This window comes from Gemmata obscuriglobus, assembly GCF_008065095.1.
In the GTDB taxonomy this organism is placed as follows: domain Bacteria; phylum Planctomycetota; class Planctomycetia; order Gemmatales; family Gemmataceae; genus Gemmata; species Gemmata obscuriglobus.
On sequence record NZ_CP042911.1, the window covers coordinates 1,564,742 to 1,591,247 of the forward strand.

Below are 26,506 nucleotides of genomic sequence, written 5' to 3' on the forward strand. Positions count from 1 at the left end.
TCATCAATTCTGCCCCGGCGAGCAGCCCGCTTGCGTTCGGCTCGCTTGGGGGTAATCCACCGATTCGACATTACGAAGTGATTGGGGCGTCCGATGCCGTCAACATCTGCACGTACCGCTCCCGAGCCGCCTCCTGCCGGCCCATCGCGTCCCGCAACCGCCTCTGGTGGTCGGGGTTCGTCGGGTCGCGCAGCAGGCACACCTCGCGGACGTGTTCCTCCGCCATCTCGTATTCCTGCTCCGCAACGGCTTCGCGGTTGTGCTCGTGGGTGAAGACTTCGAAGACCGTACTTGTTTAGCGCCCCGGTAGTAGCGCGGGGCGAGGCAGGAGCCGGTTGCCGAACCATCGCAACGTTTGGCTGAGGTGATCCACGACCGAGAGTGCTTGGCGTCGGCATGTCTCGAACACGGACATCAACACGCCCTGTGCCTTCGCGCCTGCGGACGTGCGGTTCCCGCCCCACACCTCGCGGTTCACCACCGCCGTGCGGATCGGCACCGGGGAAGCGTCCCTCCCGGCGGCCCGTTTCGAACGTGGCGTCCGGAGCGAGCCGGCGGGCGGTTCGGACCCGATCCCGGTGCGCCCGCGTTGCGGGTGCGCGCGGGGCGAGTGACGGCCCGGGCGCGTCGGGCGCCCCGACGTTCCGTTACCGCCGCCCGCGCTCGCCCCCGCGCGTGGCCCGAGCGTTCTCGGGGATCACCTCGGGACGCCGAACCGCATCCGGACTTCGTACAGGTGTACCCATCCGTCCTCGAAACCGACGGCCAGCGCCGTGCCACTGGCGGCGCAGCACAGCACGGTCGGGGCGGCGGCACCGCCCAGCGCCTTCACGTGGCGGCGCCCCGTCGCCACGTTGGTGAAGCGAAGCGACTGCCCCCGCACCTCGGCGTAGTGCGGCGTGCCGCCCAGGAACTGGCTCGCTCGGCTGAAGTCGTCCGGCAGCGCCGTGCGCTGGTCGGGCGCGGCGACCGAACGCAGGTGACTGCGGTTGTCCTCGGCCGTTACCATGACGCCCGTTCTCGACAGGCCCAGAACGGTGACGAATCGGACCCCGCGGGTCGCAAAGTCGAGGTCATGCTGCCGGAAGCGGCCGGCGGCGGCGCGCACGTACCTCCACCGGTCGGGCTGAACCGAGAAGAGGAAGGCGTCGCGGTCGGGGGCGAACACCAGCTGCTCGAACGCGGGGATTTTGAGGTCCGTGGTCGCGGCCCCGAAGTGGGTGCCGTCCCAGGGCAGCAGGGCTTTGTGCTCCTCCTCGTCCATTGCCGCGATCAGATACTTGCCGGAGGGGAGCCAGTCCAGCCGCCGGACCGTGTTCTTCATCGGCTTCGTGGCGACCGGCTTGAGGGTCTCCGTCCCGAGGACCGCGAGGCGATTGGCGGAGCCGGCGAGGGCCAACTGCGTGCCGTCCGGGGCCATCGAAGCGGCGGTTGCGTCGAGCGTGTGCTTGGTCGTCAGGTTCACGAAGCCGTGCCGATCGAACAAGATGAGGTTATAGTTCTCATCCGCCGCGCACCCCCGACCGCCGTCGGCGGCGAGCGAGACGGTGGCAACGGGGGCGTAGCGGGAGATGCGGTACTCCTGTAGCAAGCGCACGTCGCTGATCTCGGTGTTCAAACAGCTCAGGACGGCAAGCACTGGGACGAGTGGGTGCATCCGACGACCTCCGCAGCGATCAGGGACCCGCAACGCGGGGGGGGCGCAACGCCGCCCCTCCGCAGCTTCGGGGTTCGCACGGACCCATAAGTTACTGAAGACTGGCCCCCGCGACCGGTCACCTCCCTTGCCGCCGTCGCGGCATCTCGCAAAAGCCCTGGTTTCCGAGCCGTTGAGCCCGTGAACGGTTCCGTCGGCCGGCCGGGCGCGGCCGTTGAGCGTGTGGCGCAAAGAGGTTACGGCCACGGCCCCGCTGCCCGCCCGCGCCCCGGCCTCGTGCGGATGGGTGTGCTAAGATTCACGGGAACCCGTGTCTCCTGGGTCAACCCGATAAATGCTCGCCGACCCCACAACCGCCTCGGCCGGTCTCGACGCCGTCCTGACCACCGACGAGCTCGCCCGCCGTTCGCCGCGCCCGCCGGATCACGCGGCCGAGGCCCGGGCGCTCGTCGACCTGGCCCGCACGATGGCCGAGACCCCGCGCCGCCTGCTCCAGCGGCTGTCCGAGCTGGCGATGGAGCTGTGCGGCGCCGACTCGGCCGGCATCTCCATCCTTGAAACCGACGGCGCGGGCGACCGCTTCCGCTGGCACGCGATCGCCGGGCGGCTGGCCCCGAACGTGTGGGGCACGATCGCCCGCCACGCCTGCCCGTGCGGCGAGGTGATCGCCCGTAACGAGCCCCTGCTGTTCGCCGCCCCGGAGCGGCACTACCCCGGGGCGGCGGCCGGCCCGCCGGTCGTTGAAGCGCTGCTCGTCCCGTTCCACGTGGGCGGGCGCGCCGTCGGAACGCTTTGGGTGATCGCCCACACCCCCGACCGGCGGTTCGACGCCGAGGACGCCCGCCTGCTGACCAGCCTGTCCCGGCTCGCCGCGGCCGGCTGGCAGACGGTCACCGCCCTCGACGCCGCCGAGGAGGCGCGGGACCGGTCGGAGGCCGAAGGCTTCCGCTCGCGGGAGGCCCTCCGGGCCATCCTCGACACGATCCCCCAGCGGGTGTTCTGGAAGGCCAACGACCTGACCTACCTGGGGTGCAACCGCCCGTTCGCCCGCGACATGGGGTACGACTCGCCGGAGGAGGTGGTCGGCAAGAGCGACTACCAGGGGGCGTGGCTGGAGCTGGCGGACCAGTTCCGCGCGGACGACCGGCGGGTGATCGATTCCGGGGTGCCCAAGCTGGACTACGAGGAGGTGGTGGTGGCCGCCGACGGCAGCCGGCGGTGGGTGCGGACCAGCAAGCAGCCGCTCCGCGGCCCGGACGGGGCGGTGGTCGGGGTGCTCGGCACCTACGAGGACGTGACCGAGCGGCGGCGGATCGAGCAGCAGTTGCGGGACCAGGAGGAGCTGCTGCGGGAGGCGGCGACGCTGGCGCACGTCGGCGGGTGGAGCTTCGACCCGGCCACCCTGAAGGGGGAGTGGACGGCGGAGACGGCCCGCATCTACGGGGCGGACCCCGCCGCCCGCCCGGACGTGGCGTCGTGCCTGCGGCACTACGACCCGGCCGACCGGTCGCGGCTGGAAGAGGCCCTGCGGAGAGCGATCGCGGACGGCACGCCGTACGACCTGGAGCTGCGGTTCACCGCCGCCACCGGGGTCAGGAAGTGGGTGCGGTCGATGGGCCGGCCGGTGTACGAGGGCGGGCAACTGGTCCGCGTGCGCGGGTCGATCCAGGACGTGACCGAGCGCCGCACGCTGGAGGAGAAGCTGCGGCAGAGCCAGAAGATGGACGCGTTCGGCCAGCTCGCGGGCGGGGTGGCGCACGACTTCAACAACATGCTCCAGGTGATCAACGGGTACGCCGACCTGCTGGCCGAGGGGCTGCCGCCGGGCGACGAGCGGGCGGGCGTCGTCGCGGAGATCCGCAAGGCCGGGGAGCGGTCCGCCGCGCTCACCAGCCAGCTCCTGGCGTTCGCCCGCCAGCAGGTGGCCGCGCCGCGGCTGGTGGACGTCGGCGCCGCGGCGGCGGACACGGCGGGGATGCTGCGGCCGCTGATCGGCGAGGACGTGCGGCTGGTGACCGACCTGCCGCGCGGGGGCTGGCCCGTGTTCGTCGACCCCGGCCAGCTCGAGCAGGTGCTGCTCAACCTGGCCGTCAACGCCCGCGACGCCATGCCGGCGGGCGGCACCCTGACGGTGGCCGCCCGGAGCGAGGCGGTGGGGCCGGCCGAGGCGGCCCTCGCGGACATGAAGGCGGGGGAGTACACGGTGCTGTCGGTGACGGACACCGGGTGCGGGATGCCGGCGGACGTGCAGGCCCGCGTGTTCGAGCCGTTCTTCACCACCAAGGGCGTCGGGAAGGGCACCGGCCTCGGGCTGGCGACCGTCTACGGCATCGTCAGCCAGGCGGGCGGGCACGTGCGGGTGCGGTCCCGGGTCGGCGAGGGGAGCACGTTCGACGTGTACCTGCCGCGGGCGAGCGGCGCCGGCCCGGGCGACTCCGCCCGGCCGGGCGTGCGGAGCCTCCCGAGGGGGAGCGAGACGGTGCTGGTCGTCGAGGACGAGGCGGCGGTGCGGGGGCTGGTGAAGGCGGTGCTGTCCGGGCGCGGGTACACCGTTCTGGAGGCGGGCGACGGGGCGACGGCCGAGCAGGTGGCGGCCGGGTTCGCCGGGCCGATCCACCTCGTGCTGAGCGACGTGGTGATGCCCGGCGTCGGCGGCCGGGCGGCCGCGGCCGGGGTGCTCGCCACGCACCCCGAGGCGAAGGTGATGTTCATCAGCGGGTACACGGACGACGCCGTCATGCGGCGGGGCGTGTCCTCGGCCGACGTGCCGTTCCTGCAGAAGCCGTTCACCCCGGCCCTGCTGGCCACCCGGGTGCGCCAGGTGCTTGATGCCGCAGGGGACGGGGGGCGTGTGCTCGTTTAGCCCCCCGTCCGGCGCCCGGTGCGGTTGAACCGCGGCGACGTTGGTAACATCGCGCCCGGCACGAACCCGCGCGTCCCGGCTGCCGGGAACTCTCCGAACCGGTCGCCGGATTCACCGCCCGGGGCGCCGAACCGGACGAGGCCGCACGCGCCGCCAAGCGAACCGAGTCCGGCGCCGCCGAGGACCGCCACGGGCCGCCCGCAGCGCGCCGGCCCGGAAAATCAGGGGCGACGCACGTCAACGGGTGTACCACATTTCTTGATAAGCGCAAGAAGCCATGCCATGGCATTGAGCCTGATGTCGCCATTCTCATGGAGGCATAAACTCAACACTTTTAATGCCGATGAAATGGACGTCTTGCTGTACTTGTTGGCAGCTTTCAACGCTTGTAGTACGACGGCTTCGCTGTCGCTATTGAAGAAGTGGCTAAAATCCATGCGGCGAACGCACCACGGTGCGTGTATTCCAAGGTCATCTATTGAATCTAGTATGCAAAGGTGTGACAGTGGGGAAATTGATGAGAGGGGGAGCCTTGAGATGAGAATGGCGCAAAATGCAGAGTCGTCAGCACAGTGGGCCAGTCCGCCCAAGGCAAACGACTTGACGTCCGACCGAAAAAACAAGGAGCACGCGGCGAGGAAGGCCTTGTCGCATGCCGTCACTCGAAGGCCCCAGTTGCGAACAATCGCGTTTACTGCCATGAAAGAATAGTCGTCTGGATCGAATATAATGACGCGATATAAAAATAAATTATAAAACAAGCTCGGTGGTGGGCCGTCAAGACCAAGCAGGTCCCTGTATTGGACGACAAAGCGTGGGTTGATATTGCCAATTGGGCTAACGGCGGCTGCCCGATAGACGGCCGAAGGGCTCACGCAGTAACGGGTGACATGCAAAATGTCAAAGTACAACTCATCTTCTCTGTTTGCGGCTTTTAGTATATCGTATACGTATTCATCTAAATTGATCTTCATCTCCGCCAGCAGCCCGAGCGAGAGCCTTCTCGATTCGAGCGTTGCACCGGGTGACAAGCCGATAGTAATGGAGACGGCTGTTACAACGGACAGGAGGATCGCCATGGCGCTCACCTATTCGCTTCTTCAGTATCGAGTCGATAAAAGCGGATTCGCCTCAATACAAGGGGCCAAGGAGTCTTAGAAACGGCGGCGGAATGGACTGATGGTCGCGGCTCCGTACCGGCCCACACGGGCTTCGCGTTTGCGAACACTGATTTTGACAGGATTGACAGGATTCACCGGATGAAGACCGACCGATTTGAAATCCTGCTGATCCTGTCGATCCTGTCAAAATCATCTGGGCTCAGCCACCGCGTGTTGGTGCGACCCGCCCTCGCCTCGGCAGCCGCAATGGTACTCCGAGCGGGGTTCATTCCGCCACCACCTCTTGGCGAAACCTGTGCGGCAAGTTGAAACTACGTGCTCCAAACGTAACCGTTCGCGCGGGCAACCGCCGGACGGAGCGTGTTCGGCGCCGCCACGGGCGGCCCATAGCACGCCGGCCCGTTCAAAATTGGGGCGGCGCACGTCAACGGGTGCCGGCGCCTTTGTCTTCTACACTCAATTGTAAACTCCTCGCGGCGTGCGCGACAGTCAAGCTGTTGTTCGGCTTACGGAGGGCAGCGGTGGACGGACCGAACCGTGACGGATGGCTGGTCGTGGTCGGGTTAATCTACCCGGTCGTCGCCTTCGGGGTGCTGCTCGGCTGCGGCGGGTGGACGGGACCGATGGCGTTCCACCCGCTCACCGTGCCGGTGCCGGCGGCGCTGCTGGCGGCCGTCACGATTGCCCTGTGGGCCGACGGGGTCCGATTTCGAGGGCGGGCGCTCGCCCTGTTCGTGGTGTGGTTGCTCGCCGTAGTATCTGCTCAGTGGGTGGTGTACGCCGCGGCGGCCGCGGCGGTGTAGCTCGCCGCGCCCAACCCGCCGCGGCACCGAGCCATGGTAGACTGTGTACGCTGTGACCGCGCATGATGCCTGCGGCAGTTGAGCGTTCAGTTCGTCCAGAGAGGGCTTCGCAGTGAGCGACACCACGGAGGACCGACGGGCGGCGGCGAGCGCCGCCAACGAAGCGAGTCGGTTCGCCGAGGCGTATCAACTGTGGCTGCCTCTCGCCGAAGCCGGGGACGCCGAGGCTCAGGCCCAAATTGGCGCCCTGATGCAGTGCAGCCTGCACCGGTTCGAGAACCTGGAGCAGCTCAACGCGGGCGCCGGGCCGGTCATCGACGAGGCCACCATGCGGGCGGACGCCGAGCAGGCCGGCCGGTATCTGACGGCGGCGTCGGCGGCCGGCATCGGCCCGGCCTCGTTCAACCTCGCCGGGATGTACGTCGGCGGGTACGGGGGCGGGTCGTGGGAGGACCGCAAGGCGCGAGCCGCCGAGCTGTACGCCCTCGCCTACGCGCAGGGGTTTACCTGTTTCGGACGCCTCATGGGTGACGCCGGGCCGGGCCAACCGTACCTGGACATCCTGGAAGGGTACGCGACCGCCAGCGGCGTGCCGTTACCGGGCGAACAGAGGCATACCGAACCCGAGGCAACACCGGACCCGGCCACGTAACTCGCTTGGTGCGGCCCGCCGCGCTTCGAGTAGCCCGGCCGCACCCCGAGGCGCGCGAGCCGGTGGATTCCGTATTCGGCCGCAGGGAGGGCTTGGTTTGGTGCAGCACGACTACAACGGGGCGGGGCGCTGGAGCCGTGCCGCCATCCTGGCCCGCTACGGCGAACTGGCGCGCCGTCTCCGGATCGAAGCGCCCGCAGATCTGCGCCCGCTGGAGGTAACGGCTGCGGGCGAGCGCTGGATCTACCCGGTCATGATGCGGGTCATCGAAGGGATCGAGCGCGGGGACGCCGCCTGCGTTGAACTCGGGATCGCGTTCATCGAGGAGGATTCGCCCTTTCCGTTCGGCCGGGTGCTGAAATCCAACACCGCGCGAGCGCTGCGGCGCGCCGCCCTCACCCCAGAGCAGCAAGAGCGGATTCGCCGGCGGGTTGTTGCAATGTTGGTCGCCGGCAACACCCCGCGCGAGTACCGGGAGTACGCCAAACTGGTGCGGAGGATTGGGGTCGGGAACTGGTGGGCTCAGGCCGAGGGCCGGCTGAACTTAACGAGCCCGTATGTGCGCCGTTATTACAACTACTTCAAGCAGCACGTCCTCGGTAACGAGCCCTCCGCTGCCGCCCCGAACCCGGCCACGTGATTTGGTTCCCGCTGCTTGCCGACGTTCGTTGTCGCTGATTGGTATCGCGGCCGGGCCGGTGAGCGTTACGTTCGTCGGGAGGGCTTCGATGTGCGGCGTCTTCTAACGGTAACGGCGGCGTGGCTGCTCGGGGCGGGTGTGTACGTCGCGGCCGCCATCGGGTGGAACGGGTACGATGGCTTTCCGGACACGATCCTCCTACCGGCGTGCGGGGCGGTCGTCAGCGCGGCGTTCGTCGGCGGAGGTCTGCTGGCGGGTCGCGCCCTTCGCCGGACGCCCCTCGGCCGGGCGTGGCAGTCTCGTTCGGCGTGGGCGGCGGTCGCGGCGGTCGGTAGCGTCGCCGTGCTGGTGTTCGGGTCGGCGGTCGGACTGACCGGCGAGTACACCGACCCGGACACCGGCGAGCCGTTCCGGGCGCTCCACCCGGCGGCCGCACTGGGCGGGTACGCGCTGCTCCTGTTTGCCGTCGCGCACTGGCCGCTGGGCCGGCTCACAGGCGCCCCAGGCGCGGTGAGCTGATACACGTGCCCGATGAGAGCGTCCGTGCGGGGGCCGGGGTCGCGACGGCGCCCCACACGCGGCCGGAAGAAAACGCCCCATGCGCGGTTCTACCCAAGGTCGGGTTCGAGCATGTGGGGGCGGGCGACGACGATGAAGCCAAGGAGATGAGGGCGTGGCGCTTTTTATCGCCTTATTTACCCGGCGGGCCGCGCTGGTCGCCGCGGCGGCCGCGGCGTGCTACGGGTTGGCCGAGGGCCTCGGCGCCGGGCCGGCCCTCCTGCTTTGGGCCGCGGCGGCGGCCGGGGCGTGCGTGCTCGGGGCGGTCCTGCTGCGGGTGAGCGCGGTCGGCCGGATCACCTGGCGGAACCGCGCGGCCGGATACCTGATCCCGTGGGGGTGGCGCTTGAACCGGGGCCGCCTGTGGCCGGTGGCGGTCGTCTCGTGGGTCGTGTGGGTGGCGGTCGGGGCGGCCGCGCTCCTGCTGCGGCCGTCGCCGGGAGAGGACGGCCCCGCGGTCGGCGTCCGGATCGCCCTGTTCGCCGCGTGGGCGGTCGATGCGGCCGCGCTGGTGTTTATCCTGGGCTCGATCCGCCAGGCGACGCCGGGGGGCCGCGTCGGGTCGCTGTGGAAACTGGTCGCGGTAATAGCCGGACTGGTCGGGGCGAGCGTGGCCCTGCACCTCGGCGACCTGAGCCGCGCGGCCCTGCTCCTGGCCGGCGGCCCGCCGGCGGTACTCATCGTGATCGCCGCGCTGTTCGTCGGCCTCATGATGACCGTGGGCCGCAACGCCCGGTGGAACTGACCAGGAGGCCCGCCCACGCCACGAGCGCGCGGTCAGGACGTGCCCTTCAGCGCGTCGATCGTATCGCGGAGCCACAGCGGCCGGGGCTCGTCGCCGGCGTCGTATAACGTGACCCGCCCGATCGGCAGATCGAGTAGCGCCTCCTCAAGGAGCGCCGCCAGCGCGGGGCGGGGGAGCCAGACCGGGAACGTCGCGGCACCGGCACGGCCGGCGGCTGCGGCTTCGCGTGCGAACATCTCGATGCCGTGTTCGCCGGTCGCGCCCACAACTCTCGTGTGCAAAGTCGCCAGGGTGATCCGGTCGGGGGTCCGGCTTAGGAGCCACGCCCCGGCCAACTCGCGGAGCAATTCGTCCTCGTTCATCCGTTCGCTTCCAATCCTTCTTTGGGATCACCGGCCTTATGTGGCCGGGCGCCGGTGCTGCACGGAGTTTCGGGCCTTGAGGTGTGGTCGGCGGGCGGTGCTTTGCGCATCAAATTGACGACATCGAATGCACCCGGCACGATGTCGCAACCGCGCGCAGAGCGAGCGGGCCACACGGAAAGCCTGAACCCGCGTGGCGAAATATCACTCGCGGGGGGGGGCTCGCGTCGGGAGAAACGGTGTCGCGGGACGGGAATGCGGGAATCGAAACGCGCCGGGCGCACGTGAAACGCAAAGCGGTCCCGTGCGCGTTCTGCACGGGACCGCTTCCACTCTGGGGACCACGCGCCCGGGACCGGGCGGGGTGTTACTTGTCCTTGATCCGCACGAGCGTGTCCTCTTTGCCGTTCTCGTCCTTGCCCGTGAGTTCGGTGTCGGTCAGCTTGGAGATGGTGATCGTGTTCGTCTTCTCCTGGGCCCCGGCCTTCAGGGTGGTGGTGAGCTTGTTCCCGTCCAGCTTGTAGGTGCCCTCGGCCTTGAACGCCTTGTCGCCCTCTCCGAGGGTGAGGCCCAGCTTCCCCTCCTTCTTGAACTCGATCACCACGTCCTTCTTCTCCTTCGGGTGCCACTTGCCGATCAGCTTGCCGGCATCGATCTTCTCGACCTTATCATCGGCCCCGACGCCGGCCGCAGCGACCAGAAGGGCCGTCAGCGCGCAACCCAGGATGACTCGCATCGCCTGCTCCTCTACGTGCCGCCCGGCGCCCCGGGCGCCCAATGCGTGGCCCCGGGTGCCGGGCCAAGGCTGAGTATACGAGGACCGGCGCCGCCGCGCGCCGTGGGCGGCCGCGCCACAGGCGCCGGTCCGTGTGCCCATCGTGTGCGTCGATTCCAGTCGTTTCAGGTTCCAAGTTCCAGGTTCCAAGTCGGCCCAGGGCTCGGCAAAAGCTCCAACGATTCGTGCGACTGTGACTCGACTCGGAACCTGAAACTTGGAACGTGGAACCTGAAACGACTGGAATCCGATAGAAGTAACCGCTCGGCAGGGCGTCGGTTGCACCCGCCGGGACACCGGCGGTTCGACCGCGGCTCGTCGAACCGCCGGTGTCAGCCGGCGGGTGGCGCTCCCAACCACCGATACTCTTCAACCGGATTCCAGGTTCCAAGTTCCGAGTGGAGTCGCGAGCGACACGAACCGCCGGAGCTTTTTGACGAGCCCTGGTCCGACCTGGAACCTGGAACCTGAAACGACTGGTTTCGTTATGAGCACCAAGAACCGCCCCAGCGAACCGACCGGCGGCGCGCACGCCGGGTTCGTGCGGGTCCGCGGGGCGCGCACGCACAACCTCAAAGGCGTGGACGTGGACGTGCCCCGCGCCGCGCTCGTCGTGTTCACCGGCGTGTCCGGGTCGGGCAAGTCGTCGCTCGCGTTCGGCACCCTGTTCGCGGAGGCGCAGCGGCGCTACCTGGAGTCCGTCTCCCCGTACGCGCGGCGGCTGTTCAACCAGGTCGGGGTGCCCGAGGTGGACGAGATCGAGGGCCTGCCGCCGGCCGTCGCGCTCCAGCAGCAGCGCGGGGCGCCGACCACCCGGTCCTCGGTGGGGAGCGTGACGACGCTCTCGAACCTGCTCCGCATGCTCTACTCCCGCGCCGGCGACTACCCGCCCGGCCGGCCGCTCCTGTACGCCGAGTCGTTCTCCCCGAACACGCCCGAGGGCGCGTGCCCGACGTGCCACGGGCTGGGCCGGGTGTACGACGCGACCGAGGCGTCCGTGCTGCGCGACGCGGCGCTCTCGATCCGCGCCGGGGCGGTCGCCGCGTGGCCCCAGGCGTGGCAGGGGCAGAACCTCCGCGACATCGTCACCGCCCGCGGCGTCGACATCGACACGCCCTGGCGGGACCTGCCGAAGACGGAGCGCGACTGGATCCTGTTCGCCGACGAGCAGCCGCAGGTGCCCGTGTACCCGCACGCCAGCCTCGAGGAGGTCAAGCGGGCGCAGAAGAAGAAGGAGCGGCACGACTACCTGGGCACGTTCACCAGCGTCCGCCGGTACGTGCTGGAGACGTTCGCCAAGTCCGAGAGCCCGCTCATGAAGCGGCGGGCGGCGCAGTTCCTGGTGAGCACCGACTGCCCGACGTGCCGCGGCAAGCGGCTCCGGCCCGAGGCGCTCGCCGTCACCTTCGGCGGCCTCGACATCACCGACCTGTCGCGGCAGCCGCTCAAGCGCCTGCTCGCGCTCTTCCGGCCCCACGCCGACGGGCGCGCCGCGGGGCGCGCGGCGCTCGCGGCGGAGCACCCGGAGAAGGCCGAGGTCGTTCGGCGGATCGCCCGGGACCTGACCGGCCGGCTCGAGGTGCTGCTCGATCTGGGGCTCGGGTACCTTACACTCGACCGGAGCACCCCCACGCTCTCGCCCGGCGAACTCCAGCGGCTGCGGCTCGCGACCCAGGTGCGCTCGAACCTGTTCGGCGTGGTGTACGTCCTGGACGAACCGTCCGCCGGGCTCCACCCCGCCGACACCGAGGCCCTCTTGCGCGCGCTCGACCGGCTTAAAGCGGCCGGCAACTCGCTCTTCGTCGTCGAGCACGAGCTCGAAGTGGTACGGCACGCCGACTGGATTGTTGACGTGGGGCCAGACGCCGGAGAGGGCGGGGGGCGGGTCCTCTACAGCGGCCCGCCCGCCGGTTTAAGAAAGGTTAAAGAGTCCCGGACGCGGGCGCACCTTTTCGCAGAGGGCGCCCGCCGGCCCGCGCCGCCGCGGGCGCCCGGCGGGTGGCTCCGGCTGACCGGGGTGACCCGGAACAACTTGACCGGCATCGACGCCGCGTTCCCGCTGGCCGCGCTCACCGCGGTGACCGGCGTGTCCGGGTCGGGCAAGTCGAGCCTCGTCAGCCAGGCGCTGGTCGAACTCGTCGCGGCCCACCTCGGGCGCGCGCCGCTGGCGGAGGAGGACGAGGGGAACGAACTGGAGCGCGCCCCGGTCGCGCCCGTCGGCGGGCGCATCGCGAGCGGGGCGGACCGCGTCACGCGCCTGGTGGTCGTCGACCAGAAGGCGATCGGCCGCACGCCGCGCTCGAACCTCGCCACCTATACGGGCCTGTTCGACCACGTGCGGAAGCTGTTCGCGGCCACCGCGGCGGCCAAGGGCCGCAAGTACGGGGCAGGGCGGTTCTCCTTCAACGTGGCCGGCGGGCGGTGCGAGACGTGCTCGGGCGAAGGCTTCGTGATGGTCGAGCTGCTGTTCCTGCCGAGCGTGTACGCGCCGTGCCCGGCGTGCCGCGGCGCGCGGTACAACGCGCAGACCCTCGAGATCGAGTACCGCGGGAAGAGCATCGCCGACGTGCTCGGTATGACCGTGGACGCCGCGTGGGCGTTTTTCGTCGACGAGCCGCAGGTGCGCCGGCCGCTCGCGGCGCTGCGCGACGTCGGGCTCGGGTACCTGCGGCTCGGGCAGCCCGCGACGGAACTCTCCGGCGGCGAGGCGCAGCGGATCAAGCTCGCCACCGAACTCCAGCGCGCCGGCCGCGGCGACACGCTGTACGTGCTCGACGAGCCCACGACCGGCCTCCACCCCGCGGACGTCGAGAAGCTCCTGGCGCAACTGGACGGGCTCGTCGCGGCCGGCAACACCGTCGTGGTCGTTGAGCACGACATGCAGGTGATCGCCCGCGCCGACTGGGTCATCGACGTCGGCCCCGGGGCGGGCGACGAGGGCGGCACGGTGGTGGCGACCGGCCCGCCGGCGGACGTGGCCCGGAGCAAGGCGAGCCGCACGGCCCCGTACCTGTTGCGCACGCTATCCTGATAGGCCGCACCGGTACGGGACGCGGCTGCTCCTGCGCGCTTTGTAATGAGAACGGGCGGCGGAAGGGACGGGGCGTTGCGGCTTCGTTCCGACCCCGGCGGGCCGCGTGTTCGCGAAGACAAGTTTTGACAGGATCGACAGGATAAACAGGATTTCAGATCGATCGGTCTTTATCCGGTGAATCCTGTCGATCCTGTCAAATTAATCCGATCTATTTTCCCCTACCCGGCCTTCTTCAAGCCGACGGCGACATCCGGTGCGTTGTCGAGCACGTGCTTCAGCAACTTCTCCCAGGCGTCGTCACTGAACGGCGTGTCCCGCGCGATGCGCTGGAGGTCCGCCAGCAGCTCCGCGGCCGACTCGTACGGCTGGGCCATCGGCACCGTGTCGGCCATCGGCGGTTCCGCGTCCGCCTCCAGCCGCCGGATCACCCCCCACACCGCTTCCGGGAACCCCTTGGTCCGCGCCACCCGCTTGCGGCCGGCCAGTTGCGACCACCCGAACGCCACCTGCCCGAACGCCCGCAGGTCGGCCGCGGCGGACGGCTCCGCGCCCGCCGCCGGCACCTGGGCCAGCCACGCCGGCTCGCCGAACTCCGTTACCTTGAGCACCCCCTCGGGCGTCAGCACGAACGAGTCGGACGTCAGCCGCCCGTGGACCAGCCCGACCTTGTGCGCCGCGTCGAGCGCGCTCGCGGCCATCAGCGCGAGCCGCATCCAGCACCCCGGGTGGGCCGCGAACGCCGGCCAGTCGGCGCTGAACAGCCCGGTCAGCCACTCCAGCAGCACCGCGGGCCGGCCGTTGATCTCCAGCACCTCCACCACGCCCGCGAGGTTCGGGTGGGCGGCCCCGTGGGCCGCGCCGAAGCGCTGCCGGAACTCGTCCGGGTGGACGGGGTCCTGCATCTCGGCTTCGCTCAGGTGCCGCAGCAGGTACAGCCCGCCCGAGCGCTCGCCCGCGCGGGCGGGGTCGAACACGCGGTACATCGCCTCCTTCGGCGTCACCCGCAGCCGGTCGATGACCCGCAGCCGCCCGAGCACCAGGGCGTCCAGGTTGCCGGCCTCGATCAGCGCGAGCTGGTACAAGGTGATGGCGCCGCTCGCGAGCAGCACCTGCCGCAGCGTCCGGCGCTGCCGCGTCGCCTCCTCCCACAGCGCCGTGACAATGTCGGCGTCCACCAGCCCCAGCGAGCGCAGCAGCTCGCCAAGCTGCACGTCCCCGGGCTCGAGTTCCGCGACGAGGGCGTCGGTCGGAATGCGGGGCGGCGCGTCGGCCGCCGGGACGCCCGGCTCGTGCAGCCGGGGCGCGGCCGGCGGCTCGTCCGGCGGCGCGTCCGCGGTGCGTTTGCCGTCGGCCCTCGACTGCGCGAGTTCGCGGAGCTTCTTCCGGTACCACTCGCGCATGTCCGACAGGTGCCGCTCCACCTCCGTGCGCCGAACGGTCAGCTCCTCCCGCTCGCGGCGCAGCCGGTCGGTCTCCTCGGCGAGCTGCTTGGCCGCGTCGCTGGCGGCGGTGGCGGCCTCGGCCGCGGCGGCCTGCTTCGCGTCCAGCCGGTTCTCGCTCGACGACAGCAGCCGCCGCATGTCCGCCACGGTCCCCTGCCACTCGATGAGCTGCTGCCGGAACGCCGTGACCGCCAGCCGGTGCTCGTCCCGGGCGCGGTCGAGCGCCTCGTTCTTCTCGCGGAGCCGTTCGGCCTCCTCGCGCACCTGGGCGCGGGCCGCTTCGAGGTCGGCCCGGCTGGTCCGCGCGAACTCGTTCAGCTCGTTGAGGTGCCCGCGGAGCATGTCGCGGGCGCCGGACAGGCGCTCCAGCGCGAGCTTCGCCTGGTCGTCGAGTTCGGGCGCCTGCGCCCGGAGCGCGTCGAGGTCGGCGGCGGCCCGGGCGCGGAACGCCTCGAGCTGCTCGCGGGCGTCGCGGTCCGCCGCTAGCGCGGCGGCGCGGTCGGCCTCCCACGTCCCGCGGGCGGTCGCCAGGGCCTTTCGTTCCGCGGCGACGGCGGCGCCCACGTCCTTCAGCCGGCCCACCTGGCGGGCGAGCGCTTCCTCCTTCGTGGCGAAATCGGCCACCTGCCGCTCCAGCGCCGCGGCCCGGGCGTCGAGGTCCTGGCGGCGGGCGGCCGTCTCGTCCTCGATCGCCTGCCGGGCGCCGTCGAGCGCCGCGCGGGCCTGCTCGACCTGCGCCCGCTCGGCCGCGAGTTGCAGCTCGCGCTCGTCGAGCGCGCGCCCCCGGGCGCCGAGCTCTTCGGCCCGCCGGCGCAACTGCTCCTGGAGCGCCTGGCGGGCCTCTTCGGACTGGGACAGCGCCGCCTCGCGCTCGCGGAGCGCGACCCGGTCCGTTTCGAGCCGGCCCTGAAGGTCCACGGCCTGCGACATCCGCCCCTTGAGCATGCCCGCCTGCTCGGCGAACTCGGCGGACCGGACGTCCAGCTCCGCTTCGCGGTCCCGGAGGCGCTTCGCCTCGGCCGCGAGCTGCTCCTTCTGGACGCGGATCTCCTCGAGCCCCGCGGCGAGCAGCGAGTCCCGCTCGTCGAGCCGGCGGCGCTCCTGGTCGGCGTTCTCTTGGACCGCGCTCAGCGCGGCCCGCACCTCTTCGGCCTCCTGGATGCGGCGCCGCAGCTCCGCCAGCGCGTCGTCCTCGCGGGTGCGGGCCGCGGCGAGCTGCCACGCCTCGCGCTCCATGTCCTGGCGGCTGCGGTCGAGCTTCGCCCGGAACACCGCGACCACCGCCTGCTGCGCCTCCAGTTGCGCGGCCCGCTCGGCGAGGGCCGCGGACTGCGCGTCCAGTTCGGTCCGTTGGTGGTCGAGCCGCTCGGCCTCGGACCGGAGCCGCTCCTGCTCGGCCGCCGCGAGGCCGACCGTCTCCTCCCACTCGGTCGCGTCGCGCTTGAGCTGGTCGAGCCGGACGTTCACCTCCTGCGTGCGAACGGCCACCGCCCGCTCGGCCGCCTCAAGGGCCGCCGTCCGGCGCTCGAGGCGGGCCAAATCGTCCTGGAACCGGGCGCGCTCGGCCTCGAACTCGTCGCGCGCGGCCCGGACCAGGGTCTCGCGGTCCGACACCACCCGCTCGCGCGTCGAGAGGTCGGCTTCCCACGCGGTGAGGCGCTCCGCGTCGGCCGCCTTCTGGGCCTCGAACGTGGTGCGCTCGCGCTCGAAGATGTCGCGGTCGGCGGCGAACATGTCGCGCTGCCGCGACAGCTCCTGGGCCTGCGCCGCCAGCCGCGTCTCTCCGTCGCGGAGCGCCTGCGCCCGGGGCTCGTGGGCCGCCCGCTCGGCGTCCAGCGCTTCGCGCTCCGATTGGACCTGATCGGCCCGCCGCCCCAGCTCCTCGCGCTGCCCCCGGCACTCCTCCACCCACTGCCGGCGCAGGTCGGTCAGCTCGTGGCGGGTGCGCGCCAGCTCGGCCTCTTTCGCCGCCGCCTCGGCCGCGCGCAGGTCGGCCAGCTCCTGTTCGATCGCCCGGCGCCGGTCGTGCCACAGGTTGCGGTCGGCGTCGAGCTCCTCGGCGGACCGGTCCAGCTCGCGCCGCCGGCGAACGAACTCGGCGTCGCGGGCCTCCCACTCGGCCCGGCGGTCGGCCTCCTCGGCGTCGAGCGCGCGGCGGCGGGCGTCGAGCTTCTCGTACTCGGCGGTGAGGTCGGGCGCGGCGGGCTCTTCGGGCACCGCGACCGCGAGCGGCACGTCGTCGAGCGGCACCAGCTTCGGCGACAGGTACGCGGGTCCCGGTTCGGGCACGGCCGGGGACGGGATGTGAACGCCGATCACCAGCCCGGCGACCTGGAGCGTGTCCCCGTGGTGCACGGGCACCGCGCCGCCCGTGGGCAGCGGGTCGTCGTTGAGCGCGACCGGCAGTGCGGCCGCGACCCGGCGCACGCGGACGCCGTCCGGCCGGCGCGTGAACTGAACGGCCACCGGGGGGGAGCCCGGCGCGCTCAAGCGGAGGTCGCACCCGGGGGCGGTGCCGATGAGGAACTCTTCGCCGAGGAAATCGTGACCGATCACGCGCCCGGCCGCGGTGCGCACGCCGAACCGGACCCGGGGCAGGTCGGGCCGGTCGCCGGGCGTCGGGTTCGGGAGCGGGGCCATCATGGCGAAGTTCCGTCCGCCCGGAATCGTTCCAGGGCGCGCGTCCGTGCTGCGGATTCAGAGGGTGAGGAGATTGGAACGCATTCCGCGACCGTCCGCAAGCCGAACTGCGCTGTAGCCCGAAATCACGACAGGATATGCTCTTGGCACTCAATTACGGCGCGGGCGGAGGAAGAGTTTCGACAGGATCAACAGGATAGACACGATGAAGAGTGAAACACAACCAGGCGAGAGCAAGCGCGGTCCGCTCCGCACGCGTCGATCCTGTCTATCCTGTTGATCCTGTCAAAACTCTTCCTCCGCCCTTACGCCGCTCCGATCGCACCAGACCCTGGTGGATTTGGTATCAGGCACTCCCCTCACGGCGTTGCGCGTCGGGATCGCCGAAGCTGTGGCACTCACTCACCACCGAAAAGCCGCTTGCACCGCCGGGTTCACCACTTTCTCGGTCGGCCACTCACCCCGCCGGAGCGATGCGATCGCCTCGGCCGCCGACCGCGCCATGTCTTCGAGCGATTGGGTGTCCACGCCCGCGGCGTGCGGCGTCAGCACCACGTTCGGTAACGCCCGCAGCGGGTTGTCGGCGGGCGTCGGTTCGTCCTCGAACACGTCCAGCAGCGCGCCCCCGAGCCGGCCGCTCTGAAGGGCCGGGACGAGATCGGCCTCGCGCACCAGCCCGCCGCGCGAGGTGTTCACCAGCACCGCCCCGGGCTTCATCACAGCGATGGTGCTCGCGCGGATGACGTGCCGCGTTTCGGGCGTCAGTGGGAGGTGCAAGGAAAGGAAATCGGATTCGCCCAGCAGCCGCTCGAAGGGGACGAGTTCGACGCCGGTGGCGGCACAGAACGCGGCGTCGGGGAACGGGTCGAACGCGATCACCCGCATCTCGAACGCTCGCGCGCGGGTGGCGACCGCTTTTCCGATGCGGCCCAGCCCGGCTAGGCCCAGCGTGCGGCCGCGCAGGGGAAGGCTCATGAGCCGGTTCCAGCCGCCCGCACTCAGCGCGGCGTGCCGCGCCGGGATGTGCCGCGTGAACCCGAGCATCAGCGCGAACGCGTGCTCGGCCACGGAGCCCTGGTTCGTGCCGGGGGCGATCGTGACCGCGACCCCGGCCGCGGTGGCGGCGGCCAGATCGACCGCGTCGTAACCCACGCCCACCCGCGCGATCACCCGGAGCTGCGGGTTGGCGGCGAACACGCGCGGGTTGTACGCTTCCGAGCCGGCGATGACCGCTTCGACACCGTGAAGGGCGGCGATCAGTTCCGACTCGGCCGGGAGGTTCGCTTCCGCGGGCGGCAGCGCAACCACTTCCAACCCGGCCTCATCGAGCGGCGCGCGAAACTTGTCCGCGAACTTCGCCACCTCGCGCGGGGCGATCAGCACTTTGGGCATGGACGGTTCCGAGAGGGGAGGGCAGGAGGACTCACCACGTGAGTTTTAGTGCTCCGCCCGGCCTTCCGTCACGGTCTCGCCGGCCAGGGCCTCTTCGGCCGCGCGGTGTCGGGTCAGTACGTAGGCTTGCGGGAAGAAACCGGCGGCGAAGATGAGGGCGGTGAGCGTCAGCACGGCGACCCGCTCGCGCGTCGTGATGCCCACCGGCACCCCCGGCGTGTACCGCGCCCCGGTGAAGAGCGCGAAGTACGCCCGCAGCACCGCCACCCCGTTCAGCGCCGCCGCGCCCACCACCACCAGCCCCACGAACAGGTTCGTCTCGACGGCGCCGTCCACCAGCAGTTCGGCCGCGATGAACCCGGACATGCCCGGGAACCCCACGCTCGCCAGCCCGGTCAGGAGGAAGCACACCGCCAGCGCCGGCGACGCGGCGTACAGCCCGCGGAACTCGGACAGCGTCAGCCGGCCGAACCGCGCCTCCAGCGCGCGGAGCGTCAGCCCGAACCCGCCCAGGGACACCATCACCGACCCCCACAGGGCCAGCGCGCCCGTCAGGCTGATCGAGGTGTGCAGCTCCAGCCCCACCAGCACCAGGGACGCGTGGCTCAGAAACAGGTACGCGAAGAACCGCCGCGCGTCGGCCTGCACCACCGCCATGCCGGCCGCGTACACCGCGGTCGCCAGCGACACGATGCCGACCGCTTGCAGCACCCACTCCGGCGGGTGGAGCGGGAGCACCAACCGCAGCGCCGCGTACATCCCGGTGATCGGCGCCACGAACAGGAGCGCCCCGCCGAACGAGCAGTTCTCGAACAGGTCGGTCACCCACACGTGAACCGGGCACGTGCCGCTGCGCACCAGTACGGCGCCCATGAGCAGAACCGCGGCCAGCGCGGACGCGTCGATCGCGCGCGCCAGGAGGCCGGTCACGAGCAGGGCCGCGAACAGGGCCATGTGGACCGCGTACACCCGCACCGGCCGGCCGCGCCGGCGGAGCTCGAAGTACGCCGGGGCCACCCCCAGGAGCAGCAGCACGCCCAGGTCCCACGGCTCGCGGCACGAGAACGCGGCCACCCGCAGGGCCGCGCCGGCCAGGAGCCACGCGAACGAGAACCGCGTCATCTTGGTGCGGGCGGTGGCGAGGGCCGTGAGAAAGTGCAGCAGCGCCACGAGCGGCACCAGCGGCGCGCTCAGGGCGTCGAGGGTGAACACCGGCCGGCCGAACAGCTTCGGCAGAACGGCGGCGGGGCTGCTCCCGTCGGCCGCCCAGCCGAACGCGAACCCGGCCCAGGCGGCGACCGCGCACGCCAGCCCCGCGCCCATGAACGCGAGGCACCAGCGCGACGCGACCCGGACATCGCGGACGCGCGAAAGGCACAGCGCGCCGGCGAGCGGGACCGCGACCGCGCACTCCAGCCACGGGACGGATCCGAACGTCATGATCCACTCTCCACGGCTTCGGGCGCGGGCGGTGCTGGGGCGAGGGCAGGGGCGGGGCGCTCATCGGGAGGGGGCTTCGGAAGCGCCGGCCGGGCGGGCGCGTCCGAAGCCCCCTCCTGGTTCAGGAACGCCGTCCACTGCCGCTCCCACCGGTCGAACAGCTTGAACAGCTTCACGAACGGCGCCGCGACGTAGTCACCGAGGACCGCGTCCAGGTACCCGCGCTCGAGCGCGAACCGGTACAGCCAGGCGCGCCACCGGCCCGGCGCCACCGCGAGCGGCCCCGCCTGCTGCGGCAACCGGGCGCCCAGCGCGTTCTCCAGCTCCCGGTAGTCGCGCAGCAGCGACGGCGCCCGCACGAACTGGAGGGTCCGCAGGCACGCGTGCCCGAGCAGGTGCGTGAGCGCGACGTACCACATGAACGGCTCCCAGTGCCCGGCCCCGATCTCCGCGACGATCAGCCCCACCTGGGAGAGCGACGCGAACGACAGGGCGCTCTTGATGTCCGTTTGCACCGTGCCGGCGAGGTGGGCGTAGAGCGCGGTCAGCAGCCCCACCGCCACGATCGCGACGGCCAGCGGCGGCGACACCGCGATCAGCGGGCTGAGCCGCAGGAGCAGGAACGCCCCGAGGTGCACCGACAGCGCGCCGTAGAACACCGCGCTCGACGGGGTCGGGCCTTCCATCGCCCGCGGCAGCCAGCCCGAGAACGGCACCAGCGCCGACTTCCCCATCGCGGCCAGCAGCAGCAGCGAGCCGATCAGGAGCGCCTGCCCCTCGGTCAGCGTCGTCTGCCCGTCCGGCCACGACCGGGCGGCCATGAGCTTGTCGAAGTCGCCTTCGCCGGTCATGTGGTGCAGCGCGACCGCGGCGAACAGCAGGGCCGCGTCCGAGACGCGGTACACGATCCACACCCGGAACCCGTTCCGCGCCGGGTTGGCCCGCTCCTGGAAGAACGCCACCAGGAGCGCGCTCGACAGCCCGACCAGTTCCCAGCCCGCGAACAGCGTTTCGATCGTGTCGGCCAGCGACGCGGTCACCATCCCGGCCAGGAACACGGAGAACAGCACGAAGAAGCGGTTGTACCCCGGCTCGCGGTGCAGGTACCGGGTCGCGAACGCGGCGATCGTGCCGCACAGCGCGAACGACAGCAGCGCGAGCGGCACCGACAGCCGGTCGAACTCGAACTTGATCGCGAAGTGGTAGTGCCCGTGGTCCGCGCCCCCGTGCGAGGCGATCGTCACCCAGTTGCCCAGGTTCACCACCAAATGCCGCTCGCCGGTGGCCAGCATCACCAGGAGCACCCCGAGCGTGGCCGCGAGCCCGGTCGCGATGAGGCACCGGCACGCGCGGTCGGCCGCGCGCTCGGTCACCGGCGCGCCGGCCAGCGCCGGCAGCCCCAAAATGACCACCAGAGCGAACGGGCACAGGATCGCGAGCGCCCCGAGGAACGACCCGAACTGGGCGAGGTCAGACATGCTCCACCCCCGCCGCGCCGGGGGCGATCTCGGCGAACTCCAGGTGCTCGCGCCAGCCGCGGTACCAGTCCGCGGACGAGGCCGCCGCCGGCAGCGCGTCGGCCGTCGGCGCGTAGTCGCGGAACGCCCCGTCGCGGAACACCTTGAGCGTGTTGTCCGTCGGGGAGAGGACCGCGAGCTGCACCCAGCCGTTCTCGGTCATCGACCGCCCCATCGGGTTCCCGTCGAGCACCTTCTGCATGATGTCCACAGTGGTTTCGCACACGATGAGGAGCCGCACCGGCTCGTGGATCTCGACCATCTGCCACGGCAGGCCGGTGCGCAGGTCGCTGGCGGCCCCGTCCATCACCCCCAGCAGCGCGGTGATGTTGTGCGGGAGCTTGGTGCCGCACCCGTACCCCGGCGAGTCGACGTGCGAGAAGAAGTACTCCAGGTTGATCCCGCCGCACACCGGGAACACCGCGGCCATCGTGCGGGCCAGGACCGTCCCGTGCGCGTCGTCCCGGGTCGGGTCGTAGGCGGTGAGGAACGCCCGGCGGTCCAGGAACAGCCCGCGGGTCCGCTCGCGCCGCCCCACGACGCACAGGGCGTTGGTCGCGTGCCCGAGTTCGGGCCGCGTCTGGGCCAGGTCCTCGCTCCGCCCCTCCACGTGCCGCAGGGCGTCCTGCGGGGAGAGCGTCAGCGGGGCCGACATGAACCGGCGGCACCGCTCGTGGGCGTTGCGGGCGCACGTCTGCTCGATGTCGCGGCCCGCCGCCCGGAGCGCGTCGCGGTGCGTGTCGGGCACGCCCTCGGTGTCGAGCAGCGTGACCGAGTCGTCACAGGTGTTGTGGTACCCGCCCACGAACCACGTCTCCGCCGGGATCGCGATCCCGTTTTGCGCCAGTCTGGCGCGGACCCGGGCGTCGTTGAGGATGGCGGCGGCGGCGCGGCCGTTCGGCGCCCCGGGGCTGCCGCCGCAGGCGCCGCAGTCGTAGGCCGATTTGTGCGGGTTGTTGAAGCTGTTCGACCCGTGCCCGATCACGAACACCAGCCGCGCGAACCCGTCCACCAGCCCGATGTCGCGCAGCAGCCGCTCGGCCTGTGTCGCCATCTCCGGCACCGTGAACCCCAGGTGCCCGGGCGCGCCCGCCGGGGCGCACTCCGGGGCGCGCTCGAGCCGGAGCGCCGTACCGGGCTCGCGCGCGACGAACTTGCCGAGCCGGCCGCGGAGCCGGGCCGTGAGCCGGGGGAAGAGGATGCGCAGCACGAGCGGGACCGAGGCCAGCACGCCGAGCGTGGCGGTCAGCAGCGCCCCGACGGCGAAGGTCCGCGTGCCCACGTGCGCCCGGTGCGACACGGACCCGAGCAGCCGCCGCGTCTGCTTCAGCCGCCGGGCCTTCTCCTCCTCCGCGCCCGTGGGCCGCTCTTCGACCCAGTGGGCCGGGGTGAGCACGATCGGGCACAGCGGCACGAAGTGCGCGTCGCCGGCGCCCTTGTAGTACATGGGCACCGCGAAGAACCCCGCGGCCCCGAACGTCTCGCAGTCGGGCGCGACCTCTTCGAGGTGCCGCCGGAACGACTCCTCGCGCTCGTCCAGGCAGGTGATCGCCTGGAACCGCGGCCCCCGGGGCTTCTGCGGCGCGTGGAGGGCGAGGGCGTCGAGGCACTGCTCGCGGAACCGGCGCTCGTAGGCGAGGTGGAACGCGCGGCGCCGGGCAAGTGCCGGGAACCCGTCGACCTCCGCGAACAGCGCGGCCCACCCGTCCGGCCCGAGGGCCGCCAGCTCGCCGGCACCCCAGCCGAGGAGCTGCGCGAGCTGGAACACCGGAAACGCCCGCTCGTCTTCGCCCCGCGGGCCGCCGGGCTTCGCGGCGGCCCGGAGCCGCTCGCGGAGCCGCGCCAGCGGGCCGGTGTCGCCGAGCGATTCGCGGGCCGCGTAAGCCGCCGCGTGCTTCTCGAGTAACAGCCGCACCGCCACGAATTCGACCAGGCTCCCGCCCGGCACCGGGAGCGCGACCCGGTCGCCGCGGGTCTCGACCTGGTGCACCATCCCGGCCCACCCGCGGAGCGGGAGCAGCGTCGCGCCGACGAAGGCGTCCCACTCGCTTTCGGGCACGCCCAGCGCGGCGAGGGCGTCGCACGCCGCCGCCGCCGGGTCGGTGCCGGCCGCGAGCAGCGCCCTGGCCTCGGCCGGCAGACCGGCCATCCACCGGTCCGGCGGGCCGCCGGAGTGCGAGTACAGCGCGCAGAAGGATTTGAAGTAGCCCAGCTCGCGGCCCGGCAGCGGCCAGTGCGAGACGCCCTGATCGAGGAACGCCGCGGTGAACCGGGTCAGCACGTCGTGGACCCACAGGTCCGTGTCCGCGGCGCCGGCCCGGAGCAGCAGGTCGCGGTGCCGGATCGGGGGCGGCGCGGGCGCTTGGGTGTCCGCGGTGGCGCGGGCGCCTTCGCGGCACAGCGCCCACAGCGCCTCGAGCGCGAACGCCTCCCACGTCGCCTCGGGCCACGTCTCAATGCCCGCGAGGCCGAACCGCGCGAACAGGTCGCGCATCCAGGCGGGGTTGGTGCCGTTGCGCCCGCGGAGGTCGCGCATCACCCAGCGCCGGGTCTCGGACACGAGCCGCCCCCGCGCCGCGGCCGACGCCTCCGGCCGCACCCGGGTCAGCGCGTCCGTCTCGGCGATCAGCCACCGCAGCTCGTCGGCCGTTCCGCCCGCCAGCGGGTACTGCAGCATGGCCAGGCGCAGGTCGAGCCGCGTGCCGTGCGGCTTCACCGGGGCGAGCGCGAGGCCCCCGAGGTCGTCGGCCAGCACCTCGCGCAGGTCCGAGAACCGGATGCGCCCTTTCGCGAGCGCGTCCCGGTACCGCGCCTCCGTCAGGTACGGCTCGCACCCGAACACCGCGGCGCCATGGGCCACGGCCGTCTCGAACGGCAGCGCCTCGAACGCGTGGAGCGTGTTGTGGTGGATGAAGACGTTGATCGGCCCCTGCGCGGGCAGCAGGTGCGCGCCGTGCTCAACCGCGGCCCTGAAGCGGTCCGCAGGTGTGCTGGTGTGCCCGTCGCGCGGCGCGTGGTCCGGGTGATGTAGGTCCTTCACGACCACCAGTGTACTCGCCTGGGCATAAATTGGTGTATGGGGGTAATGTGGCACGCAATTGGCGTGCCGGCGCGCTGCGTGCTGGATGGGGCCGTTGTTCACGTTCGGCCCGTGCGAAGTCTACAGGACTTCGGGTCACAAGTCGTCAGGTCCGCAAGTCGTAACGTCACAAACCATTCTCTCACCGGATTTGTAACGTTGCGGCCGACTTTCGACGATCGGACTTTTGACCCGAAGCCCCAACGGCTCGCCCGAGAACGTTTCCCGTTTTGCATGAGCGTCTGTCCTTCGTGCTGGTCGCGCGGGCGCCACCCTGGTCGCCCGGCGGCCAGCGGCCGAATCCGAAAGGGCCACCCATGAACGCACTCCGCTGGCGGTTCCTGTGGCCGGTGCTGCTCGGCACGCTGTGCCTCGTCGCCCTGTGCGCGTTCGCCGCGGTGTCGCTGTTCCACCAGCAGGTGACCATCACCGGGGTGCTGCGCGAGAACGTGTCCAGCCGGCGGGCGGCGTCCGACCTGCGCGGGTGCCTGAACACGCTGATCGCCCTCGAGAGCAACCAGATCGAGTCGGTCACGGACCTGCACGCCCGCGCCCTGGTCCACCTCGCCGACATCCGCCAGCTCGCCAACCACCCGCGCGAGCAGGACCTGTCCGCCCAGCTCGACGACGGGTTCGCCCGGTACCTGAAACTGTGGGAGTCGATGCCCCCGAAGGGGGCGCCCGAGCACGCCCGGCAGGTCGAGGCGGCGACCCAGTTCCTCGAGGCGAACGTGCTGTACCCGTGCCGCGACATCGAGGCGTTCAACGACCAGCGGGTCGAGGAGACCACCTCCCAGCACGAGCGGGTGCTGAGCCGGCTCGCGTGGGGCATGGCGGTGGTCGCGGGGCTCGGGGCGGTCGCCGGGGTGGTGTTCGGGTACGGCGTCGCCCGGCTCCTGAGCCAGTCGATCCGGCGGCTCCAGGTGCAGATCCGCGACGCGGCCGGGAAGCTCGGGCCGAACCAGCCCGAGATCCTGCTGACGGGCGACCCCGGGTTCGGCGGCCTGCACGACGAGCTGGAGTCCCTCACGGCGCGCATCGAGGGCGTCATGCAGGCGCTCCACGAGCGCGAGCTGGAGGTGATCCGCTCCGAGCACCTGGCGGCGGTGGGGCAGCTCGCCGCGGGCGTCGGGCATGAGATCCGGAACCCGCTCACCTCCATCAAGATGCTGGTGCAGACGGGGCTGGAGGGCGCCGCCCCGCCGCTGTCGGCCGAGGACCTGCGGATCATCGAGTCCGAGATCCGGCGCATGGAGCGGTCCCTCCAGACGTTCCTGGAGTTCGCCCGGCCGCCCAAGCTGGAGCGCCGGCCGACCGACCTGGGCGCCGTGCTCGAGTCGGTCCTCGGGCTGGTCCGGGGGCGCGCCGAGCAGCAGCGCGTGGCCACCCGGCTGGAGCTGCCCGGCCCTCCGGTGGTGCTGACCGCCGACGCGGGGCAGCTCCAGCAGGTGTTCGTGAACCTGGTGCTCAACGCCCTCGACGTGATGCCCACCGGCGGGGCGCTGACCGTCCGCGCCCGCGCGGCCGGCGGCGGGATCGAGGTGGAGGTGTCCGACACCGGCCCGGGAATCAGTAAAACCATGCTGCCGCGGCTGTTCGTGCCGTTCGCGAGCAGCAAAGACACCGGCCTGGGGCTGGGGCTGGTGATCTCCCGGCGGATCGTGGAAGATCACGGCGGGACCATGAACGCCGGGAACCGCGCGGGCGGCGGGGCCAGCTTCTTCGTTCGGCTCCCCGCCGGCGCCGGCCGCGAGCCCGCGGCGCCCTGAACCCCCTGGTGCGCACC

19 protein-coding genes are annotated in these 26,506 nt (G+C 71.5%); 8 read left to right on the forward strand and 11 right to left on the reverse strand.

Annotated elements, in window-relative coordinates; genetic code table 11:
- Positions 1-70: 70 nt before the first annotated feature.
- The 3 genes from GobsT_RS06550 to GobsT_RS06560 all read right to left on the reverse strand — a co-directional run bounded on the left by GobsT_RS06550 (position 71) and on the right by GobsT_RS06560 (position 1,657).
- Positions 71-226, reverse strand: coding sequence for a hypothetical protein (locus GobsT_RS06550; RefSeq protein ID WP_010039364.1), 156 nt, complete (start codon positions 224-226; stop codon positions 71-73).
- 69 nt (positions 227-295) lie between these two features.
- Positions 296-499 (reverse strand): hypothetical protein, encoded by a 204-nt coding sequence (locus GobsT_RS06555; protein ID WP_010039362.1) that lies wholly within the window; start codon positions 497-499, stop codon positions 296-298.
- Between the two features lie 198 nt (positions 500-697).
- Complete coding sequence (locus GobsT_RS06560) at positions 698-1,657, reverse strand: WD40 repeat domain-containing protein (RefSeq protein ID WP_010039360.1); 960 nt, start codon at positions 1,655-1,657, stop codon at positions 698-700.
- 334 nt (positions 1,658-1,991) lie between these two features.
- Here GobsT_RS06560 and GobsT_RS06565 point away from each other — a divergent pair, with 334 nt between their 5' ends.
- Positions 1,992-4,520 (forward strand): PAS domain S-box protein, encoded by a 2,529-nt coding sequence (locus GobsT_RS06565; RefSeq protein ID WP_010039357.1) that lies wholly within the window; start codon positions 1,992-1,994, stop codon positions 4,518-4,520.
- Positions 4,521-4,741: 221 nt separating this feature from the next.
- Here the strand turns inward: GobsT_RS06565 and GobsT_RS06570 are convergent, their stop codons facing one another.
- Entirely contained in the window at positions 4,742-5,599 is an 858-nt protein-coding gene (locus tag GobsT_RS06570; RefSeq protein WP_148087634.1) for a hypothetical protein, read from the reverse strand.
- A 563-nt stretch (positions 5,600-6,162) separates the two neighbouring features.
- On the opposite strand from GobsT_RS06570, the gene GobsT_RS06575 reads away from it, so the two are divergent.
- From GobsT_RS06575 to GobsT_RS06595, 5 genes are all read left to right on the forward strand, one after another.
- On the forward strand, positions 6,163-6,444 hold the full coding sequence (locus GobsT_RS06575) for a hypothetical protein (protein WP_010039353.1): 282 nt from the start codon (positions 6,163-6,165) through the stop codon (positions 6,442-6,444).
- A 112-nt stretch (positions 6,445-6,556) separates the two neighbouring features.
- The gene (locus tag GobsT_RS06580; protein ID WP_010039351.1) at positions 6,557-7,096 is read left to right on the forward strand and encodes a hypothetical protein; all 540 of its coding nucleotides are present in this window, start codon (positions 6,557-6,559) and stop codon (positions 7,094-7,096) included.
- 97 nt (positions 7,097-7,193) lie between these two features.
- Positions 7,194-7,736, forward strand: a complete 543-nt coding sequence (locus GobsT_RS06585) for a hypothetical protein (protein WP_010039349.1) — start codon at positions 7,194-7,196, stop codon at positions 7,734-7,736.
- A 90-nt stretch (positions 7,737-7,826) separates the two neighbouring features.
- On the forward strand, positions 7,827-8,255 hold the full coding sequence (locus GobsT_RS06590; RefSeq protein WP_010039347.1) for a hypothetical protein: 429 nt from the start codon (positions 7,827-7,829) through the stop codon (positions 8,253-8,255).
- A 154-nt stretch (positions 8,256-8,409) separates the two neighbouring features.
- Positions 8,410-9,039, forward strand: coding sequence for a hypothetical protein (locus GobsT_RS06595; RefSeq protein ID WP_010039345.1), 630 nt, complete (start codon positions 8,410-8,412; stop codon positions 9,037-9,039).
- A gap of 32 nt (positions 9,040-9,071) precedes the next feature.
- Here the strand turns inward: GobsT_RS06595 and GobsT_RS06600 are convergent, their stop codons facing one another.
- A complete protein-coding gene (locus GobsT_RS06600) occupies positions 9,072-9,401 on the reverse strand; it encodes a hypothetical protein (protein ID WP_010039343.1) in 330 nt (109 codons plus the stop codon).
- A 367-nt stretch (positions 9,402-9,768) separates the two neighbouring features.
- A complete protein-coding gene (locus tag GobsT_RS06605) occupies positions 9,769-10,137 on the reverse strand; it encodes a TIGR03066 family protein (protein WP_010039341.1) in 369 nt (122 codons plus the stop codon).
- A gap of 526 nt (positions 10,138-10,663) precedes the next feature.
- On the opposite strand from GobsT_RS06605, the gene GobsT_RS06610 reads away from it, so the two are divergent.
- On the forward strand, positions 10,664-13,207 hold the full coding sequence (locus GobsT_RS06610) for an excinuclease ABC subunit UvrA (protein ID WP_010039337.1): 2,544 nt from the start codon (positions 10,664-10,666) through the stop codon (positions 13,205-13,207).
- Positions 13,208-13,428: 221 nt separating this feature from the next.
- On the opposite strand, the gene GobsT_RS06615 is transcribed toward GobsT_RS06610, so the two are convergent.
- The 5 genes from GobsT_RS06615 to GobsT_RS06630 all read right to left on the reverse strand — a co-directional run bounded on the left by GobsT_RS06615 (position 13,429) and on the right by GobsT_RS06630 (position 24,687).
- Positions 13,429-17,295: a hypothetical protein gene (locus tag GobsT_RS06615; RefSeq protein ID WP_010039335.1), complete on the reverse strand. Its 3,867-nt coding sequence runs from the start codon at positions 17,293-17,295 to the stop codon at positions 13,429-13,431.
- 399 nt (positions 17,296-17,694) lie between these two features.
- Complete coding sequence (locus tag GobsT_RS38635) at positions 17,695-18,684, reverse strand: phosphoglycerate dehydrogenase (protein ID WP_010039334.1); 990 nt, start codon at positions 18,682-18,684, stop codon at positions 17,695-17,697.
- Positions 18,685-18,729: 45 nt separating this feature from the next.
- Positions 18,730-20,124, reverse strand: a complete 1,395-nt coding sequence (locus tag GobsT_RS38640) for a proton-conducting transporter transmembrane domain-containing protein (RefSeq protein ID WP_010039332.1) — start codon at positions 20,122-20,124, stop codon at positions 18,730-18,732.
- Entirely contained in the window at positions 20,121-21,602 is a 1,482-nt protein-coding gene (locus GobsT_RS06625) for a proton-conducting transporter transmembrane domain-containing protein (RefSeq protein WP_109571242.1), read from the reverse strand. Before GobsT_RS06625 ends, GobsT_RS38640 begins: the two co-directional genes overlap by 4 nt.
- Positions 21,595-24,687: a DUF2309 domain-containing protein gene (locus tag GobsT_RS06630; protein ID WP_010047401.1), complete on the reverse strand. Its 3,093-nt coding sequence runs from the start codon at positions 24,685-24,687 to the stop codon at positions 21,595-21,597. Before GobsT_RS06630 ends, GobsT_RS06625 begins: the two co-directional genes overlap by 8 nt.
- 350 nt (positions 24,688-25,037) lie before the next feature.
- Here GobsT_RS06630 and GobsT_RS06635 point away from each other — a divergent pair, with 350 nt between their 5' ends.
- Positions 25,038-26,489 carry a sensor histidine kinase gene (locus GobsT_RS06635; RefSeq protein ID WP_010047400.1) on the forward strand — a complete coding sequence of 484 codons (1,452 nt, stop codon included), beginning with the start codon at positions 25,038-25,040 and terminating at the stop codon, positions 26,487-26,489.
- Positions 26,490-26,506 lie beyond the last annotated feature (17 nt).

Excerpts from the sequence above, each read along its gene's own strand:
- GobsT_RS06550 (WP_010039364.1), bottom strand. The coding sequence starts at position 226 with ATGGCGGAGGAACACGTCCGCGAGGTGTGCCTGCTGCGCGACCCGACG.
- GobsT_RS06560 (WP_010039360.1), bottom strand. The coding sequence starts at position 1,657 with ATGCACCCACTCGTCCCAGTGCTTGCCGTCCTGAGCTGTTTGAACACC.
- GobsT_RS06565 (WP_010039357.1), top strand. The coding sequence starts at position 1,992 with ATGCTCGCCGACCCCACAACCGCCTCGGCCGGTCTCGACGCCGTCCTG.
- GobsT_RS06570 (WP_148087634.1), bottom strand. The coding sequence starts at position 5,599 with ATGGCGATCCTCCTGTCCGTTGTAACAGCCGTCTCCATTACTATCGGC.
- GobsT_RS06600 (WP_010039343.1), bottom strand. The coding sequence starts at position 9,401 with ATGAACGAGGACGAATTGCTCCGCGAGTTGGCCGGGGCGTGGCTCCTA.
- GobsT_RS06605 (WP_010039341.1), bottom strand. The coding sequence starts at position 10,137 with ATGCGAGTCATCCTGGGTTGCGCGCTGACGGCCCTTCTGGTCGCTGCG.
- GobsT_RS06610 (WP_010039337.1), top strand. The coding sequence starts at position 10,664 with ATGAGCACCAAGAACCGCCCCAGCGAACCGACCGGCGGCGCGCACGCC.
- GobsT_RS06615 (WP_010039335.1), bottom strand. The coding sequence starts at position 17,295 with ATGATGGCCCCGCTCCCGAACCCGACGCCCGGCGACCGGCCCGACCTG.
- GobsT_RS38635 (WP_010039334.1), bottom strand. The coding sequence starts at position 18,684 with ATGCCCAAAGTGCTGATCGCCCCGCGCGAGGTGGCGAAGTTCGCGGAC.
- GobsT_RS38640 (WP_010039332.1), bottom strand. The coding sequence starts at position 20,124 with ATGACGTTCGGATCCGTCCCGTGGCTGGAGTGCGCGGTCGCGGTCCCG.
- GobsT_RS06625 (WP_109571242.1), bottom strand. The coding sequence starts at position 21,602 with ATGTCTGACCTCGCCCAGTTCGGGTCGTTCCTCGGGGCGCTCGCGATC.
- GobsT_RS06635 (WP_010047400.1), top strand. The coding sequence starts at position 25,038 with ATGAACGCACTCCGCTGGCGGTTCCTGTGGCCGGTGCTGCTCGGCACG.